14 protein-coding genes are annotated in these 18,014 nt (G+C 40.9%); 9 read left to right on the top strand and 5 right to left on the bottom strand.

Going from position 1 to position 18,014, the window contains the following annotated elements; all coding sequences use genetic code 11:
* Nucleotides 1-108: 108 nt before the first annotated feature.
* From B3S92_RS11490 to rpsB, 3 genes are all read right to left on the bottom strand, one after another.
* Complete coding sequence (locus B3S92_RS11490) at nucleotides 109-999, bottom strand: hypothetical protein (protein WP_296206250.1); 891 nt, start codon at nucleotides 997-999, stop codon at nucleotides 109-111.
* Between the two features lie 217 nt (nucleotides 1,000-1,216).
* The gene (gene tsf / locus B3S92_RS11495) at nucleotides 1,217-2,095 is read right to left on the bottom strand and encodes a translation elongation factor Ts (RefSeq protein WP_077450760.1); all 879 of its coding nucleotides are present in this window, start codon (nucleotides 2,093-2,095) and stop codon (nucleotides 1,217-1,219) included.
* A 245-nt stretch (nucleotides 2,096-2,340) separates the two neighbouring features.
* Nucleotides 2,341-3,129 (bottom strand): 30S ribosomal protein S2, encoded by a 789-nt coding sequence (gene rpsB, locus B3S92_RS11500; protein ID WP_077450761.1) that lies wholly within the window; start codon nucleotides 3,127-3,129, stop codon nucleotides 2,341-2,343.
* A 561-nt stretch (nucleotides 3,130-3,690) separates the two neighbouring features.
* Between rpsB and map the strand changes: the two genes are divergently transcribed.
* The 7 genes from map (at nucleotide 3,691) to B3S92_RS11535 (ending at nucleotide 14,290) form a co-directional block, all read left to right on the top strand.
* A complete protein-coding gene (map, locus tag B3S92_RS11505; protein WP_279626172.1) occupies nucleotides 3,691-4,554 on the top strand; it encodes a type I methionyl aminopeptidase in 864 nt (287 codons plus the stop codon).
* Between the two features lie 240 nt (nucleotides 4,555-4,794).
* The gene (gene glnD / locus B3S92_RS11510; RefSeq protein WP_296206255.1) at nucleotides 4,795-7,494 is read left to right on the top strand and encodes a [protein-PII] uridylyltransferase; all 2,700 of its coding nucleotides are present in this window, start codon (nucleotides 4,795-4,797) and stop codon (nucleotides 7,492-7,494) included.
* Between the two features lie 80 nt (nucleotides 7,495-7,574).
* Complete coding sequence (dapC, locus tag B3S92_RS11515; protein ID WP_296206258.1) at nucleotides 7,575-8,798, top strand: succinyldiaminopimelate transaminase; 1,224 nt, start codon at nucleotides 7,575-7,577, stop codon at nucleotides 8,796-8,798.
* 90 nt (nucleotides 8,799-8,888) lie between these two features.
* Nucleotides 8,889-10,886, top strand: a complete 1,998-nt coding sequence (locus tag B3S92_RS11520) for a DUF294 nucleotidyltransferase-like domain-containing protein (RefSeq protein ID WP_296206260.1) — start codon at nucleotides 8,889-8,891, stop codon at nucleotides 10,884-10,886.
* A 16-nt stretch (nucleotides 10,887-10,902) separates the two neighbouring features.
* Complete coding sequence (locus B3S92_RS11525) at nucleotides 10,903-11,508, top strand: 3'-5' exonuclease (protein ID WP_296206263.1); 606 nt, start codon at nucleotides 10,903-10,905, stop codon at nucleotides 11,506-11,508.
* A 177-nt stretch (nucleotides 11,509-11,685) separates the two neighbouring features.
* A complete protein-coding gene (locus tag B3S92_RS11530) occupies nucleotides 11,686-13,701 on the top strand; it encodes a D-alanyl-D-alanine carboxypeptidase/D-alanyl-D-alanine-endopeptidase (protein WP_296206266.1) in 2,016 nt (671 codons plus the stop codon).
* Nucleotides 13,702-13,747: 46 nt separating this feature from the next.
* Entirely contained in the window at nucleotides 13,748-14,290 is a 543-nt protein-coding gene (locus B3S92_RS11535; protein WP_296206268.1) for a DUF421 domain-containing protein, read from the top strand.
* 131 nt (nucleotides 14,291-14,421) lie between these two features.
* On the opposite strand, the gene B3S92_RS11540 is transcribed toward B3S92_RS11535, so the two are convergent.
* Complete coding sequence (locus B3S92_RS11540) at nucleotides 14,422-14,871, bottom strand: DUF2147 domain-containing protein (protein WP_077452025.1); 450 nt, start codon at nucleotides 14,869-14,871, stop codon at nucleotides 14,422-14,424.
* A gap of 401 nt (nucleotides 14,872-15,272) precedes the next feature.
* On the opposite strand from B3S92_RS11540, the gene B3S92_RS11545 reads away from it, so the two are divergent.
* Nucleotides 15,273-16,148 carry an N-acetylmuramoyl-L-alanine amidase gene (locus tag B3S92_RS11545; RefSeq protein WP_296206272.1) on the top strand — a complete coding sequence of 292 codons (876 nt, stop codon included), beginning with the start codon at nucleotides 15,273-15,275 and terminating at the stop codon, nucleotides 16,146-16,148.
* 136 nt (nucleotides 16,149-16,284) lie between these two features.
* On the top strand, nucleotides 16,285-16,455 hold the full coding sequence (locus B3S92_RS11550) for a hypothetical protein (RefSeq protein WP_296206274.1): 171 nt from the start codon (nucleotides 16,285-16,287) through the stop codon (nucleotides 16,453-16,455).
* 450 nt (nucleotides 16,456-16,905) lie between these two features.
* On the opposite strand, the gene B3S92_RS11555 is transcribed toward B3S92_RS11550, so the two are convergent.
* On the bottom strand, nucleotides 16,906-18,014 hold a 1,109-nt coding region (locus B3S92_RS11555), incomplete at its 5' end, for a hypothetical protein (protein WP_296206276.1).

Here is an 18,014-nt window from a genome sequence, read left to right on the forward strand (position 1 = left end):
GACACAAAAAAGCCCCTCACATTGTGATGGGCTTTTTACTGCTGCTTTTGACTACTATGATAGGAGACACAGCGCAGACTATCTTGTGAATCAAAGTTGTGAGCTAAATTAGTACCACAATCTTAATAGCTTCACAGAGTTAGGGACAGGTAAGGCTAAGCATTTAGTTTGATAGCTACTTAACCATTGATTCATTATTTTTCTTTGTATTGCATAGTGCGCAGCATGCTCTTGGGCTTCCCACCAGGGCCTAAAATCAAAAATATAGCTTTCATTTAGATCCTTTTTATTCTCAAAAACTAATCTATAAATCGTCTCGTGAAATAGTCTTTTTCGTCTAATATGATGATCAATTCGCTGTGTAATCTCGATGTTGTTATAAAGCAGTTGCTTAATACTTTTTTCAAAATCATTGATATAGTAATCGACAGACAATTTGAATAAAGTTCTTCTCTTGGCTTGACCTTCTTCACAAATATACAGTGCGTTAACTAAAACCTTATATGTTCTTTTAAAATTCGTTATTTCTTTAAACTTTCGGTCATTCTCTACTTTATCTTTAGCCTGTTGATAATTTAAATTTTGATCAATATTAGACTCACTTTTGACAGTGCTCATCTCTTGTTCAAGCTGGGAAATATAGTCAAAGTAGACTTGACGCGCAGCTTTACATTGCTCATCAGTAACAGGCCAAGCTAGATTCTTGTGAAAACCTAAGTGAAGTACGGTAATAACTTTACCACTCAACCCATCTTGTATGGCCACATAATAAAAATAATCTTTAGGGCTATAAAATAATAGATGCTTTTTATGAGTGCCATACGTTCCATATTCTTGAGTGATATCAATACAAATATTTAGATCTAAAAAATGCATTAGCTCATGAGGTAGCATTGAAGTACGCTGTCGAATCCTTAAAGCGGCATGAGTGGAAGGATATGAAAAGAAGGGCCTATCCTTACTGTTTAGATCCTTGAAAATAATATCCGTATTTGGCATGTTCTCATAATGTGGTGAAAGTAAAATGTATATTAAGTGACTATATTATATTAAATATCTTACTATTAACTAAAGCAAGTACAAATAAACGATAATAAAAAAGCCCATCACATTGTGATGGGCTTTTCGTATCATTAGTCCAGTCATGATATCGGATTATATTAGGCTAAGCTCGTATTCTCCAATTCAGACAGACTATATGAGACTGACTTTAAACTTACTTAGCAGCAGCGGCTTGAGCAGCAGCAACTTCAGCAGCGAAGTCTTCTTCTTTCTTCTCGATACCTTCACCAACTTCAAAGCGTACGAAGTTTTTAACAGTTACGCCTTCAGCTTTTAGAACATCGCCAACTTTCTTGTCGTTGTCCATTACGTATGCTTGACGAACCAATACTACTTCGTCTAGGTACTTACGTAGGCTACCTTCGATCATTTTTTCGATGATGTTGTCAGGCTTGCCAGATTCACGAGCTTTGGCTTCAGCGATGTCTTTTTCACGAGCTAGAACGTCAGCTGGTACGTCAGTGTCGTTAGCTGCTACTGGGTTGAATGCAGCAATGTGCATTGCTAGGCTCTTACCAGTTTCTTCGCTACCGCCTTCAGTTGATACCACAACACCGATACGTAGACCATGACGGTAAGAAGCTAGATTGTCACCTTCAACGATTTGTGCACGACGTACTTGAATGTTTTCACCGATTTTTTGTACTAAAGATACACGAGCTTCTTCAACAGTTTGACCGTTACCATAGTCAAGCTCAGAGATAGCTGCTACATCAGTAGTGTTGTTAGCTAGAGCTAGCTCAGCTACTTTGTTAGCAAATTCTGTGAAGTTATCGTCTTTTGCTACGAAGTCAGTTTGGCAGTTTACTTCTAATAGAAGCGCTTTGTTGCCTTCTTGAGCGATAACGATAGCACCGTCAGCTGCAATGTTACCTGCTTTTTTAGCAGCTTTAGCTTGACCTGATTTACGTAGGTTGTCGATCGCTTGTTCAACATCACCACCAGTTTCTTCTAGTGCTTTTTTACATTCCATCATGCCAAGACCAGTACGGTCACGAAGTTCTTTTACTAATTTAGCAGAAATATTAGACATATCTTTTCCTCTATTTGAGTAGTTATGGTGTAGAAAATTATTCGATCAATTGCGCAGTGTAAGTTTCTAAAATGACAAGGGCATGACGAGGTTTTCCACATCATGCCGCAATAAGTCATAGAGTACTTATGAGATTAAGTAACGGTTTAGAGTCATACCGTTTTTTATCATTCAGCTATTTAAGCTGAGTTACAGCACCGTCTAAAAAATGTTACTTAATTCAATTCTTCTGCTTGTTACTTCTATTACTCAGCTGAATCAGCTTCAGGGGCTGCAGCTTCTTCAGTTTGAACTTCTTCAGCAGCAGGAGCTTCAGCAGCACCGCCAGCTTGTGTTTTAGCGTATTCTTTACCAGCGATGATAGCGTCAGCCATACGAGTAACATATAAAGTTACAGCACGGATAGCATCGTCGTTAGCTGGGATAACGTAGTCAACGTTGTCTGGGTTTGAGTTAGTATCAACGATACCGATAACTGGGATACCTAGGTTTTTAGCTTCTTTAATAGCGATAGCTTCGTGATCAACGTCTACAACGAAGATAGCATCAGGTAGACCGCCCATGTCTTTAATACCACCTAAAGAGCGCTCTAGTTTTTCCATTGCACGAGTACGCTCTAACGCTTCACGCTTAGTTAGCTTAGCGAAAGTACCGTCTTCTGCTTGTTTTTCTAGCTCTTTTAAACGGTTGATTGACTGACGTAAAGTTTTCCAGTTAGTCAACATACCACCTAACCAGCGATGGTCAACGTATGGCATACCAGCACGTAAAGCTTGCTCACGGATTACACCACTTGCTGCACGCTTAGTACCAACAAATAAGATTTTGTTGTTCTTAGCCGCTAAACCGTTAACGTAAGTCAATGCTTCGTTGAACGCTTTAACAGTGTGCTCAAGGTTGATGATATGAATTTTGTTACGAGCACCAAAGATATATTGGTTCATTTTTGGGTTCCAAAAACGAGTTTGGTGACCGAAGTGAGCGCCCGCTTGTAAAAGGTCGCGCATTGGCATATTAGTTGGACTGTTTGACATGTGAATTCCTTAGTAAAATTGGGTTATGCCTCCACACTGCAAAAATTACCGATTTATCGACACGCATTTGTTTTATTAATCAGCTACACGCCGTATAACCAAACAAATTAATCAAGCCGACAAACACCCAGTAATTCTTAAACGCAATGTGTGTGTCATTGGTTAAATAAGTGAATCTATATTTACTTTAGATACGTCTTAAAGACTAACCTTTTGGTTGTCCACAAGACAGAAAGAAAATAAGGTCGGTATTTTACCACAAATAAAGTAAAGATAGAAGCCTTGCCCTAACCCTATTTAATGGCAATTTGCACCCGCTTTAATAGGGATTTAATCGGTCTGTAGAATGAGTGGCATAACACTTCTATAAATAAACGATTACGATGGCTATGCTATAATAGGCCCCTTATTAAGGCATTACCAAAAGCGCTTGGCTCGTATATATAAAAGTTTTGCTGCTATCAATTTTTTTGCGATTAGTAAAAAGATAAGCCAAGGCAAGTACAAAGTAAGCAGCTTTCGTTATCAGACCTCTGATCCTTCCTGCACGTGGCCAATGCTATGCCTCGATGCTATATCAGCCGTCTTTTATTTCTCCAAACTAACTTGAAAAACAAAAATATTATGAGTAAAACAGACAATTTAATACTTGGCCCAGAAGCCATCGAAAAAATGCGTATTGCTGGTAAACTTGCCAGCGATGTTCTAGTCATGCTTGATGAGCATGTTAAAGAAGGCGTAACTACTGAAGCGTTAAACCAACTGGCTCATGACTATATTGTTAATGAGCAAGGTGCGATTCCTGCGCCGTTGAATTATGGTCAGCCCCCTTTCCCTAAATCCATCTGTACCTCGGTAAACCATGTGGTATGTCATGGTATTCCCAGCGATAATAAAATCTTAAAAGACGGTGATATCATTAATATCGATGTGACTGTGATTAAAGATGGCTATTATGGCGATACGTCGAAAATGTGGATTATTGGCGAAGGCTCAATAATGGCCCAGCGTATCTGTGAAGTGGCACAAAAAGCACTTTATGCGGGTATGAGCGTGGTAAAAAACGGTGCTCACTTGGGCGATATTGGCGCAGCCATCCAAGAAGTGGTAGAGCCTGAACGCTTTAGTATCGTTCGTGAATTCTGTGGTCATGGTATCAGTAACCAATTCCACCATGAACCACAAGTGATGCACTACGGCCGTAAAGGTACTGGCATGGAGTTAAAAACTGGCATGACCTTTACCATTGAGCCGATGATCAACCAGGGCACTTGGAAGACCAAAATCTTACCTGATCAGTGGACAGCGATTACCAAGGACCGCAAATTAACCGCTCAGTGGGAACACACTTTAATGGTGACGGACAACGGCTGTGAAGTATTCACTACCCGTCCAGAAGAAGACTTAAGCTTCTTAACTGCTTAATTCAATAAAAAAAGACTGCTTAGGCAGTCTTTTTTTTGGCAAAAATGATGTAAACCTTATTAACATGGCTCTATACTGTATAAATTAAGCAGAGCTTCATTACCACCTATTTTTTAAAAGGAATATATCATAAACGGTAAATACAACTTTAACTGTTTTATAGAGCCTTTTATAAAGTATAACCATTTTTAAAATTAAAAATATATATCCCCAACTCACAAACCTTGCTTGGACTCCAACATGTTTATTGCCGACTCAATCGACACTTTAATTACTGAGTTACCTGATCTATCGAATGTCTCCTCTGCCCAGTCTAGGAACTTAGGTATACCTGACTGGCTAAAGCAGGTTGAAGAAGACATCTCAGCTGCATTGGCTAAGGGCGTAGACATAAGAAGTTTGGTTGAGGCGCGTGCTGAGGCGATAGACAGCCTGCTTATTGAACTGTTTAAGCTACATGAGTTACAACAGACTGAGTTGGCATTATTCGCAGTCGGCGGTTATGGGCGTGGTGAGCTCTCGCCCTACTCTGATGTGGATATTTTATTACTGTCCCCTGATACCTTAAACGATGAAACAAACAAAAAAGTAGATGCTTTTGTGGCCAGACTATGGGACATAGGTATTGAGCCAGGATTGTCAGTGCGTAGCGTTCAAGACTGCTTGCAAGTGGCCACAGACATCACTGTTGCCACCAACTTACTCGAAGCCCGCCTCTTGGTAGGTAATGAAAGTCTGAGCCAGGCTCCTAATGATATTGTGCAACAGCTGTGGTCTCAAAAAGATTTTTATGAAGCAAAAATGGCCGAAGCTCGTGCCCGTCACCTCCGTCATAATGGTACTGAGTACAACCTTGAACCTGATATCAAAAAATCGCCAGGTGGCTTGCGTGATATCCATACCATTGGCTGGATAACCAAGCGCTATTTTAGAATCGGTAAACTTTATGACTTAGTGCCACAAGAGTTCCTAACCGAAAGAGAGTTTGATGAGCTAATGTTTGCCGAGGATTTCTTATGGCTTATCCGTCATCATTTGCATCACTTAACGGGCCGCAATGAAAATAAACTGCTATTTGATTACCAACGCGATATTGCCGAGCGTATGGGCTATGAACAAACTGCAGAGGACGAGCCGAATGCCGCTGTTGAAAACTTTATGCGCGACTATTATAGATGCGCTATGCAAATTTCAACGCTCTCGGAAATGCTTACCTCTCATTACTATGAAACCATAATTGAAGCCCGTCTTCCTGAATCAGAGCGTCCCACCAAAACTGTATTAAACGCTCGCTTCAATCAAGTAGGCGATCAAATCGGTATCGCCCATCACCATGTCTTTGCTCAGCATCCTGAAGCCATCTTAGAGATGTTCTTATTGATGGGACAGCAAGGCATTAAGAAAATCCGTACTCGCACCTTACGAGCACTAAAAATTGCTGCTCGAGGTATTGATCAAAGTTACCGCGATACTGAGCTGCATAAACAGCTATTTTTAGCCAACCTCAAAGAGCAAAATTACTTATATCAGCGTTTGCGTATTATGAAACGCTATGGCGTATTGACCAATTACATGCCTCAGTTCGCCAACTTAGTGGGATTGATGCAGTACGATTTATTTCACCGTTACACCGTAGATGCCCATATCTTACTATTGGTTCGTATGCTGCATCGTTTTACCGATCCTAAATATAAAGATGATTTCGGCCTGGTAGGCTCAATCTATAAACGTATCGAGCGCAAAGAAATCATTATACTAGCCGCTATTTTCCATGATATTGCGAAAGGGCGCGGCGGGGATCATAGCGAGCTGGGTGAGATTGATGCCATTGAGTTTTGTTTAAATCACGGTATGAGTGAAGCCGATGCCAAACTGATTGGCTGGTTAACTCGATATCACTTATTGATGTCGATGACCGCCCAAAAACAAGACATCTCTGACCCTGAAGTGGTCACTAAATTCGCCAATCTTGTGGGCAACGTCACTCACTTGAACCACTTATATGTGTTGACGGTCGCTGATATGAATGCCACCAACCCTCAGTTATGGAACAGCTGGCGCGCCAGCCTAATGAAGCAACTCTATACCCAGACACGCCGAATCTTACGAGCAGATTTAGACGCCCCCACCAACCGCCAAGAAATGATTGCCACTACCCGTCAGCAAGCGTTGGCCATGCTAGATAAAGTAGACAATCAGCATATGAATAGAGAAGAAGTGTTGGCTTTATGGGATGAACTGGGTGATGAGTATTTCTTACGAGAGATCCCTGAAGCCATAATGTGGCACACTGAAGCCATCTTAAACCACCCTCCTATTGGTCGAGCCTCGGATAGCAATAGTGAGCCTCTTATTGTGCTGCGTGAGCACCGAGAGTTGGCACTAGATGCGGTACAAATCTTTATTTACACTCAAAATCAGGCCAATCTATTTGCGGTGACCATGGCCGTATTTGATCAAATGAACTTGGATGTATTAGACGCTAGAATTATCACTGCCACCCGTGATTTTGCTTTGGACTCTTATGTGTTATTAGACCGTCATGGCACTTTATTAACTGATCCTGAGTCTCGAGCAGAATTAAGTCGCCGCTTAATTGAGGCCTTTAAAAACCCTCAATCTCCCAAGTTAGTACACAAGCGTTTGCCGCGCAGACTAAAAAACTTCCAAGTACCAACCACTATTGATTTTCACTATAATGAAGCCAGTCGTCAGCACGTAATGAGTTTGACCACGCTCGATCAGCCAGGGTTGCTAGCCCGTATTGGTCAAGTATTTTTGAATGAGCAAATTGAGGTGCATGCAGCTCGAATTACCACTTTAGGGGAGCGCGCTGAAGATATGTTTTACATTAGTGATAGAGGCGATGCGATGCTTAGTGAAGCGAAGCTTGAGCGCTTAAAGAGCATTTTAATACAACAGCTTACGCCTTGCGGCTAACCTAATAATTCAGGCAAGATATAATACCAAAGCTCAGAGAAGAGCATAAATAATTAAAGATGACCATAAGTAGGCAATCCATGAATCCAAAATTAGACTTGCTGCACCCTTATCCTTTTGCCAAGATGGCTACTCTGCTTCAGGACTCAGTAGCTGCTAGCGAATATCAAACCATTAAATTAGGGATTGGTGAGCCTAAGCATACGCCTCCCGATTTTGTGGTTAAGGCCTTAGCCGACAACTTAAATAAGGTGCAAAACTATCCTAGCACCAATGGACTACTGGAGTTACGCCAAGCGATTGCCCAATGGTTAAGCCGCCGCTTTAAGTTATCAAACATTGATGTCGACTCACAGATTATTCCGGTTATGGGCACTCGTGAAGCTTTATTTAGCTTCGTACAAGCGGCCATTGATAATTCTAAAGTGACAAGCAGCAATGACAAACCTTTGGTAGTCATGCCCAACCCTTTTTATCAAATCTATGAGGGAGCCACTTTACTGGCTGGAGCAGAGCCCTATTTTGTCGCCTGTAATGCTGAGAATGACTTTAAAGGCGATTACCGCTCTGTGCCCAGTGAAATATGGCAGCGCACTCAGCTGGTCTTCGTTTGTAGTCCTAATAACCCTACTGGCGCCGTATTTAGTGAAGCTGACTGGCAGGCATTAATTGAGTTATCTGATCATCATGATTTTATTATTGCCAGTGATGAGTGTTATAGCGAACTTTATTTTGATACGCCGCCGGTAGGTCTGCTAGAGGCCTGTGCCAACATGGGTCGCCATGACTATAAAAACTGTGTCGTTTTTCACTCCTTATCAAAGCGCTCAAACTTACCAGGTTTGCGCTCAGGCTTTGTGGCCGGTGATGCCAATCTACTCAAGCCCTACCTTCAATACCGTACTTATCAAGGCTGTGCCCTTCCTATTCACCATCAGTTGGCGTCTATTGCCGCTTGGCAAGATGAGACTCATGTAGAAGAAAACCGACAGCTTTATACCCAAAAGTTTGACTTATGGATGAGTGAGCTTGGAGATTTGCTAAAGCTTAATAAACCAGATGCTGGCTTTTATTTTTGGGTACAAGTTCCCGAGCAATTTAAAGATAAGCAAGGTAATCTAGATGATGAGGCTTTTGTTAAGGCTTTATTTGAAAAGGTAAATATCCACGCCTTAGCCGGCCGCTATTTATCACGAGAAGTTGATGGTACTAATCCAGGTAAAGGCTTTGTCAGATTGGCTTTGGTAGCCAGTGTCGAAGAAAGCCAGGAAGCCATCACTCGCATTAAGACCCTACTTAGCTAAGCCTGTACTATCATTAAAATTGCCGCTGAATAGTTAAAGATAAAACCTAAACGATTATAATTACGCAAAAACATAACCAGGGAGTGGTTCATGACAAGGCTAGACTTTACCCAGCCTCCTTTTGACGTTTTAAGCTCAAGTGAACGTGAAAGTATCAAAAAGCAAACCCAAATTCGCTATTTGGCCAAAAACGAAGCCTTAACGGCTGAGGACAATAACTACTTTTATGTGGTTTTAAAAGGGCGTATCCAGCAAACGCTTAATGGCGAGGAGCTGCATGATTTTGCAGCTACTAACTTTAGCAATGACTGGTTTGATGCTCGAAAGCAGCCCACAAATGAGTTCAACTCAATTTCATCTATCGATCAGATAAACTCTGAAGCCGCCGCAAATTTGTCCCTGCATCAACCGCATAACGCCGCCTATGCTTATCGCTATCAGTACCATGCCGTAGAAGACAGCTTATTACTTCAGGTAAACTCTGAAGCCATTGATAAGCTTTCAGTACAAAACCGTCATATCCGCAAGCTACTGAGTGGCGAGTTGGCTGAAAGGATGCAGGCTTATAGCGAGCGAAGCCAGAGCAGTACAGCTGCTCAACATCTTAATTATTCGTTGAATCAGTCTATAGTAGGCAACCAAGCTGAGTCGCAGCAGCTGATGCTACAGCCAGTCACCGCCATTCGTATGCTAGAGGTGCATACCATTTCAGAGACCGCCACCTTGTTTGAAGCAGCGATGACCATGACCAAAGCTGGCTTAAAGCATGTGTTGGTCAAACGTACCCCTACGATAGAGCGTCACCCTACCCGCTCCCATCAAAGCAATCTTGGGATACTAACCGATGCAGACATTTGCCGTGCGGTAAGTGAGCAAGTAGACATGAGCACAGCCCTGTGCCGAGATTATGCCAAGTTTAAACTGCACACTATTTCTCATCAACAAGATATTAGTGAAGCATTATTGACCATGATTCGCTATCGAGTGCACCGCCTTCCCGTTTTGGATGAAAATGAGGAGGTTATCGGAGTACTGGGTCAAAGTGATTTATTGGCTTTTTTGAGTCACCACTCACAGCTGTTGTCGTTACAAATTGAGCAGGCCAACAGTATCGAAGGTCTAAAACAGCCGGTTGAATCTATCGGTCAATATATCCGTACCCAGCACAATAATGGCATTAAAATCGGCGTCATCAGTCGTATCGTCCAAGCGTTAAATGCGCACGTGTTTGCCAAGTTATGGCGGTTAATTGTTCCAGACATGGTTTATGAAAACACTTGTATAATCGTCATGGGTTCTGAAGGCCGTGGTGAACAAATCATGCGCACAGACCAAGATAACGCGCTTATTATTCGTAATGGCTTTAGCGACCCCAATCTTGCTGACTATGCAGAAACCTTTAATCAAACACTAGCAGACATGGGGTATCCTCTATGCGAGGGCAATATTATGATGACCAACCCCTTATGGCGACAGCCTCTAAACCGTTTCAAATCTGAAGTATCTACTTGGTTTAGTCAAAAAGAGCCGGAACACGCCATATGGCTGTCATCATTATTAGACGCCTCATATGTTTGCGGTGATGAGCGTCTGCTTGAGGGGTTACGTAAACACCTACAGATTGCTCATCGTAGTGCCGACCCTATGTTTGTGCGCAGCTTTGCACAAGCTGCTTTACAGTTCGGTGAAATCAATCAGTGGTGGAAAAAGTTCGTGCCTTTAATCGGCAAACCCATGCCACAAGATATTGACTTAAAAAAGGCCGGTATTTTTCCTTTGGTACACGGTATTCGTGCCTTGGCCTTAGAAAACGATATCTTCGAGGCTACCAGTACCAAAGATCGACTACAACAATTGGCCCATTTGGGTGTTATTACCCCTAAACGGGCAGAAACTTTAAACGAGGCGTTAGAGTTTTTTATGGCAAGACGGTTAGATATTGCCCTTGCTACCGATAATAAGTTGGCTCGAGAAGTAGACCCTGCCATGTTATCCGCGTTAGAAAGAGACTTATTAAAAGAGTGCCTCAACGTGGTAAAAAGTTTCAAAAATGAACTGCGTCAACGCTATCAATTAGATATCGCTTAACCTGAAGGCGGAAATCATGAACCTAGTGCAGAACCTAAAGTCCGCTTGGTATCTAAAGAAATTGACTCGTCCTGAGCATAAGGTAATGTTTCAGCCACCACAGCCGAATCAATGGGTGGCTATTGATTGTGAAATGACCGGATTAAATCCAAAAAAAGATCATTTGCTGTCTATTGCTGCCATTCATATTAATGGCTCACAAATACAAAGTGGTGAAGGTCTACACCTGATTTGCCACCCGCCTGTTATGCCAAAAAAAGACACCATTGTCATTCACGGCCTACGTCCGCTAGACGTGGAAAACGGCTTAAGTTATGAACAAATGCTCGAGAGGTTACTGCCCTTTATTGGCAATAGACCCATCGTAGGTTACTGCCCGCAATTGGATTTAGGGTTTTTGAATCCAATAACCAAATCCTATATGGGCACTGCTCTACCTAACCCCGTTATCGACATACGGGATTTATATAGCCGCTACAGTGGCAATCGTACTCAAGGCATCTCGCATCAAGCTCAGCAGCTAAGTGCCATTTGTCAGCAATTAAAACTGCCTGAGCTAGCAGCCCATGATGCTTACAATGACGCCTTAATGACGGCTATGGCCTTTTTACATCTTAAATAAATTCCTCATATGATATCGCTTTAAGTCCTTTCAGTACTGCTAACTCACCACTGCTTTAACAGCACCTTTGATTGACTATTTGTCCCTGCCCCTGTGTTTATTAACTACATGAACCGTTATAATGGAGAATCTAAACCCATTTCTGCTGTCTCAAAATTAACCGTTGATTGTAACCTTATGACTCTGTCTAACCTCAAAAACCCTGCCAATTTAGCTTCTCATTATCCTCATAAATACCAACCAACCTGTACCCTGCCTTTCAAAAAAATGGCAGCTGCGCTAGGTCTGTGTCTGGGGTTATCGTCATGGGCTCAAGCTCAGCTTCCAGCCCCTGTAGAGTCTGCGTTAAATCGGGCTAAGATTAGTACCGAGGATATTAGCTTACTTATTATGCCGATCAATGCTGCGACAAATAACAATACACAGCCTATACCTAATAAAAGCAGATTGCCAAAAACCGTTAAGCCCGAACAGGCCAAAGCATTGGAGGCAGAATCTTCTGATCCCGATGCTCTGCCACCTGAGACTCAAGACACTATAGTAATGTCTGGGACTGCTGCTACTGAGCCCAAACCCTCTGCTCAGCAAAGCAGTGCTGCCACAACCACGCCTACCAGTCCGGCAGTCACTGAACCTAACTCTCAATCGGCTTCTCAAACTGCTGTTACAAGCAATGAAGCAACAGGCCTATCTGTCGTAGAAAAACCGACTCCGAGCATAGAGTTTCCAGTCAGACACTTGGCGGAACTACCGCGAACGCCTGCCAGTACCATGAAACTAATCCCTACCTTTGTGGCTTTAGATTTATTGGGTCCAGACTTTGTTTGGTTTACCCAGGTCTATCATACTGGGTTTATCTCAGCCAATACGCTATATGGTGATTTGATTATCAAAGGCAGTGGCGATCCTAAACTAACCGCCCAGCGCTTAAATAAATTATTAGAGCAAGTGCAAAAATCAGGCATTCAGCACATCAAGGGTGACATAGTATTAGACAGTTCCATATTTCAAGGGGTGACTAAAGATCCTGCAGCGTTTGACAATGACCCTTTACGGCCTTACAACGCCAGCCCTGATGGCCTACTGGTTAATTTTAGCTCCGTAGAGGTGACTGCAGTCCCGTTATTAAATGAAAGCCAAAAAGGCCGATCCAAAATTTATTACAATCCGCGACTGGCAGATTACGAGCTGCCTAACACTCTTGCAAACACCTCCACCGGAAGATGCTCTTCTGCCCGATCGAGTTTGGCTCCTGTTTGGCAAGATTCAGGATTGGTTTTTAATAGAAAACTACCAGAAAGCTGTGGCACCCATACCTTCTATATTGCTTATCCCGATGCGAAAGACTTTGCCAAAAGAGTGATAAAAAACCAATGGCTCAATTTGGGGAATACTTTATCGGGCAACATTAAGTTCCTAGGCTTGGGAAATACAGTTTCAGGAGAAATGATTAATACCGAAAGCCCCCTAAAAAGTCGGTTTGGCAACTATTTTGATATGAGTGCGGGCCCAAACAAAGATTCTGTTTTGACCCCATCTTTTTCACTATTACCGTCCTCACCCCTGCCTTTTGTCAGCTATCCTTCCTTACCGCTGTCACAGCAGATTTATGACATCAATCACTATTCAAACAATGTGATGACCGAGCAGGTGACTTTAACCTTGCCGTTATATACTCAGGTTAAACAAAAATCTGATGATCCTAATGCTAAACCCATCACCAAAGTCATAAAGTCTCGACAAACCCAACACTCTGATTATTTGAAATCACTGGCTACCATCAATCAGTGGTGGCAAAACAACCTAACTACACTACCTCCGGTCATGACCAATGGCTCAGGCTTATGCCGCGACTGTACAGTGACGGCTGAGAATTTAGCTGAATTGCTCAGTTATGCGTACAATCATCGTAACTTTGATACCTATGTTAATTCCCTTGGCGTGGCTGGCATTAGTGGCACCATCGCGGAACATTCTGAAAGACTGCCCAATTCTGCAGCTATAGGCCGGGCATGGATTAAAACCGGGACTTTGAATGATGTCACTTCAATGGCAGGCTATGTTCGTGGTCAGTCTGGTCAAGATTATGTGGTGGTTGGGATAATTAATGGCACTGCTACAGATCAACCTTTTAATACTTACGAAGCTCGCTACGTATTAGATACGATGTTAGACTGGACCGCTAAACAATAACGCTATGAGCCCATTTATCATAGATTAAGGGAACCCCTGATAAGTTATGGATATGTTATTTTTTGACAGTCAACAAACCCTGCTAAGGATGATTATCTCAGCAGCAGTGGTCTATATCTGTATAGTACTGCTTCATAAGGTGTCTGGTAAGCGCTCTACTTCACAGTTGAATAACTTTGATTGGGTGGTGACCGTAATGATTGGCTCTATAGGAGCCAGTACGGTTATTTTAAAAAACGTTCCTATCATTGAAGGGATGGCTTCGATAATCACTTTACTTACCTTACAATATCTAGTGACTAAATACGCTTCCTTGTCTCCAGAATTTGCCAACACCATTCTCTCGGAGCCTCGCGTGGTGTTCTATGAAGGTCAGTTCTTACCAGAAGCCATGCGAAAAGAGCGTTTGACGCGTCAGGAGATTGAATGTGCCATGCGCAGCGAAGGAATTCATGATTACGAAGATGTGGCTGCTGTAATCTTTGAAAGCGATGCTAAGTTAACCGTGGTACCAAAGCGAGATAAGAGTGATAGATTAGATGCACAAGGGGATATAAAACCTTCTGACACCTTAAAAACTCTGTTTTAAATTTTAAATACTGGAGCGTGTGAGCCACACAACCGTCAAAAATAAGCCATAAAAAAAGGTTAAAGAGCCTGGCCCTTTAACCTTTTTTATACTTTGAAAATTTATTATATCTATTGCATTATTAAAGCTATTTATTTAACGCGAGTCCAAGTTTGGCTACGCTTCAAGAATGGCATACCTTTAACGTTACCTGTTAACTTCAGGGTCTTACCATCTTCAGAAAGCTTCACAGTACCGCCATAAACTTTACCACTTTCTGGATCAACTAAGTCACCACCAGACCAAGAGTTACTACCGTCAGCTTTAAGCTTAGTTAAAATAGGTAGACCAACAATTGGTTTGTTCTTTAATGAGCCTTCACATTTTGAGCAAACTTCTTTTGCCTGTGAAGCATCATTAAGCTTAATAATAGTCCCTGTCACGACCCCGTTACTCTCGGTCATTTTAATAACCGCTTTTTTCTCTTTTGTTTTATCATCAACAGACTGCCACTGCGTACCATTTAATGAAGCTGCCATAGCTGTGGTTGATAATAGACCGGTTAGTGTCGCTGTAGCAAGTAGAGTAGTTAAACGTTTCATATCGACTCCTATCGAAAAATAAATAAATCCATTTAAGGCATATAATTGAATAATATCAAAAAAACATAAAGTAATAAGCAATATCAAGTTTACTAGGTCTTTCAATCAATATTGCCATACTACCAATCTCCAATCTCGTTCAGAGCAGCAGTATACTGTCGCTTTATTTATGAGATTATCAAAATCATACAATTTATTTTTTGGTATGCCGATAGCAAATTGTCTATTTTTACTTAATATTCTCTTTAATCCCTAAAACCTTTAAATTTAGCAACAATGCAGTATGTTTGTTTCTAAAGCTTAAACTCTCTTACACAATGACGCCTCAGAATTAACGTTATAATAAAGCTACCTGTTTGGCTTGATACTATTTTGGGCCCATTCTCTTTGAAAATAATTCTATGATGAAATTGAACTCCGTTGTTGGTATAAGTCTTGCTCTGTCTTTACTTAGTGGCTGTGCTGTCCATAATTCCCCTCATTATGTGATTGATAAAAGTCATCAAGCTCAAGGAAAAAGCCAACGTATACGCTTTATTGTTTTGCACTACACCGCCGAAAACGAAGCGGCTTCACTAGAAATTCTAACCAAAGGCAACGTCAGTGCTCACTATTTAGTGCCTTTGGCTGATAATCAAAAAATATACCAACTGGTTCCTGAAAATGAACGGGCTTGGCATGCAGGCGCAGGAGGGTTTGAGGGCAGACAGATATTGAATGATACTTCTATCGGCATTGAAATTGTAAATCTAGGCATTGCCCCAGAGTTTCGTGGCCAAAACGCTAAGATGGCGTTAAAGGCAAATAATGGTTACCATCCACCGCATCATTATGTTAATTTTACTGATTTACAAATCAAAAAAGTGGCTCAGCTAGTACAAGATATCGCTGCCCGTTATGATATTGAGCCTACCAGTATTATTGGTCATTCGGACATGGCACCCTCACGTAAAATCGATCCAGGTGCTAAATTCCCTTGGGAAAAACTATATAAACAATATGGTGTCGGCGCTTGGTATGATGAAAGCGATAAGCAGCATTTTTTAATTGAGGGTTCGTTTGAGACTGCCACTATTCCCGAGATTAAACAGCTATTTAGCGACTATGGTTATCAAATCAATGACAGCAATGAGTGGGATAAGTCTAGCCGTGATGTCATTTATGCTTTTCAGCTCCACTTCCGACCTCAGAAGATAAATGGGATGATGGATTTAGAAACCTACGCTATCTTAAAGGCGCTTAATAAAAAGTATGTCGATCGCTCCAGCTATAAGTAGCTGTAACCACTTTTATTAGGCGATGATTAGATATTAGAAAATATTTAAAGGTTAAAGCCCATATTTAATTAACTGGTGAACCGCCCCTCTTGAACCGCTTAATCCACACTAAATAATAAAACATAAGGAGATTATAATGAGTTACTCACAACCAGAAGAGCTGGAAGAATACTTCAAACAAAAAGAAGAGCAGGAGAAACAGGCAGAGCAAGAAGCCAAAGAGCTGTCAGCTTATGAAGCCTGTGTTTTAAAAGAAAGTGCGAGAGTGAAGGAGCTAATTGAACAGGCTCAAAATAAAGATAATTAATACTACTTACTGTGCATGAAATTAACGAACTTTTGAACTCGTAAAAATAATGAGTATAGAAGGTCGGCCTGTGCTGATAAGAGTTTCCGGAACTTGATATAACCACTTAAGGCTCACAATAGAAAAGCATAAACGATGAAAAAAATAAGATATTAAAAAATAACCAGCTACCACTGCAGTTGAATTAAATATTATTATAGCTAAAAGCTAAAAGAAAAAGCAGGGCCTCATTATCTACCATTTACAACCTTCCGAAATATGCGATTTCGGGCTCCAAATTTCTGTAATAACTGATGCGTACCTGATGCCTCGGTAACCATGTATTAGACCTAAATCACAATAATAAAATGTTTAATATTAATATATATCCTGTACTAATATAGGTTGGTAGTAAATGTAAGCCAGACACCCTATGTATCTGGCTTTTATTCCTATGGAACAACTATAACTTTAATCCTCATCACTCATTTGCTTCATGATTTCCTCATTATGCAAATCCATATATAATAAAAAACTAGCATAAGATTTAACTAGACTTGATATGAAATCATCAACTTGCTGTATATCGTATGATTTATCACTATCTACACTCTCAGTTTTTTCGCTATCTTGCATCTTAGTACATATACTATATAGCCCTAATGAGTGTGTATAGATGAGTTGAAAATACTTGTTGGAAATGCGTTGAATATCTTTTTCTCTAGTGTATTTGTTCTTATTAATAAAATTTTTCAACACATAGGAATCCATGTTAATGGCGATTGCATCTATTAAAGAGGAGTTATCTTCACTAGAACCTATGACTTTTACAATATCATTTCCATCCCAATCATAGTCATCCCAACTTTTACCCATTTTCTCATCCTGAACACTTTCATAGACCTTAATAGATACTGGAGGTTTAGGAAACTTATTACCATTTTTTTCGCTCGTATTTTTTGAGGGAGCAATCTTTTCATCTACTCTAACAGTAAACCTACATGTAAAATCTTCTGAAGGTGAGGATAGACTAACTTTAATGTCAACCTCATCTCCTACCTTAGCATCTTTTGTAGGTTTGATATCCAAACGAATGTTTCCTTCAGATGGGCCAGACCTATTTACAGTGATTGATTTGACAGTCGTATTCTCTGACTTTCCTGTCTCATTAGAGATAGTTTCATTTATATTTGTTTTTTGTAAAATATCAATTTGAAGCTCTCCTGCATCAGAAGATCTGAATAAATAATCATCGTCTACATCTGTTTTAATATCAACATAACCGTTTTTATTAAGAGGTATAGTTTTAATCTTTCTACCCGATGAGTCCTCTTTAAGATTCAACTTAAACTGAGAGGGAAACCGTTTCAACTGTTTGTTTGTATGGTGTTCGGTTTTACGACCTGAACTACTTTTTCCTTTTTTTCTTACCTTTGAGAAGGGTAAATTACTGTCCTTCTTTAAGAAATCAAAAACCTCACTATTACGCGGTAACAACTCTATGACACTGTCGAACTTCTGGTTATCTGATTTACCAATTAGTTCATTTTTCCTTTTTTCGTAAGCATCCGACCAACCCC

Origin of the sequence: Psychrobacter sp. UBA3962 (assembly GCF_002385225.1) — a bacterium.
Classification (GTDB): Bacteria; Pseudomonadota; Gammaproteobacteria; order Pseudomonadales; family Moraxellaceae; genus Psychrobacter.

Bases quoted from the DNA above. Each gene is read 5' to 3' on its own strand.
- tsf (WP_077450760.1), bottom strand. From the start codon at position 2,095: ATGTCTAATATTTCTGCTAAATTAGTAAAAGAACTTCGTGACCGTACT.
- dapC (WP_296206258.1), top strand. From the start codon at position 7,575: ATGAATCCAAAATTAGACTTGCTGCACCCTTATCCTTTTGCCAAGATG.
- B3S92_RS11535 (WP_296206268.1), top strand. From the start codon at position 13,748: ATGGATATGTTATTTTTTGACAGTCAACAAACCCTGCTAAGGATGATT.
- B3S92_RS11520 (WP_296206260.1), top strand. From the start codon at position 8,889: ATGACAAGGCTAGACTTTACCCAGCCTCCTTTTGACGTTTTAAGCTCA.
- rpsB (WP_077450761.1), bottom strand. From the start codon at position 3,129: ATGTCAAACAGTCCAACTAATATGCCAATGCGCGACCTTTTACAAGCG.
- B3S92_RS11490 (WP_296206250.1), bottom strand. From the start codon at position 999: ATGCCAAATACGGATATTATTTTCAAGGATCTAAACAGTAAGGATAGG.
- glnD (WP_296206255.1), top strand. From the start codon at position 4,795: ATGTTTATTGCCGACTCAATCGACACTTTAATTACTGAGTTACCTGAT.
- map (WP_279626172.1), top strand. From the start codon at position 3,691: ATGCCTCGATGCTATATCAGCCGTCTTTTATTTCTCCAAACTAACTTG.
- B3S92_RS11540 (WP_077452025.1), bottom strand. From the start codon at position 14,871: ATGAAACGTTTAACTACTCTACTTGCTACAGCGACACTAACCGGTCTA.
- B3S92_RS11550 (WP_296206274.1), top strand. From the start codon at position 16,285: ATGAGTTACTCACAACCAGAAGAGCTGGAAGAATACTTCAAACAAAAA.
- B3S92_RS11525 (WP_296206263.1), top strand. From the start codon at position 10,903: ATGAACCTAGTGCAGAACCTAAAGTCCGCTTGGTATCTAAAGAAATTG.
- B3S92_RS11530 (WP_296206266.1), top strand. From the start codon at position 11,686: ATGACTCTGTCTAACCTCAAAAACCCTGCCAATTTAGCTTCTCATTAT.
- B3S92_RS11545 (WP_296206272.1), top strand. From the start codon at position 15,273: ATGATGAAATTGAACTCCGTTGTTGGTATAAGTCTTGCTCTGTCTTTA.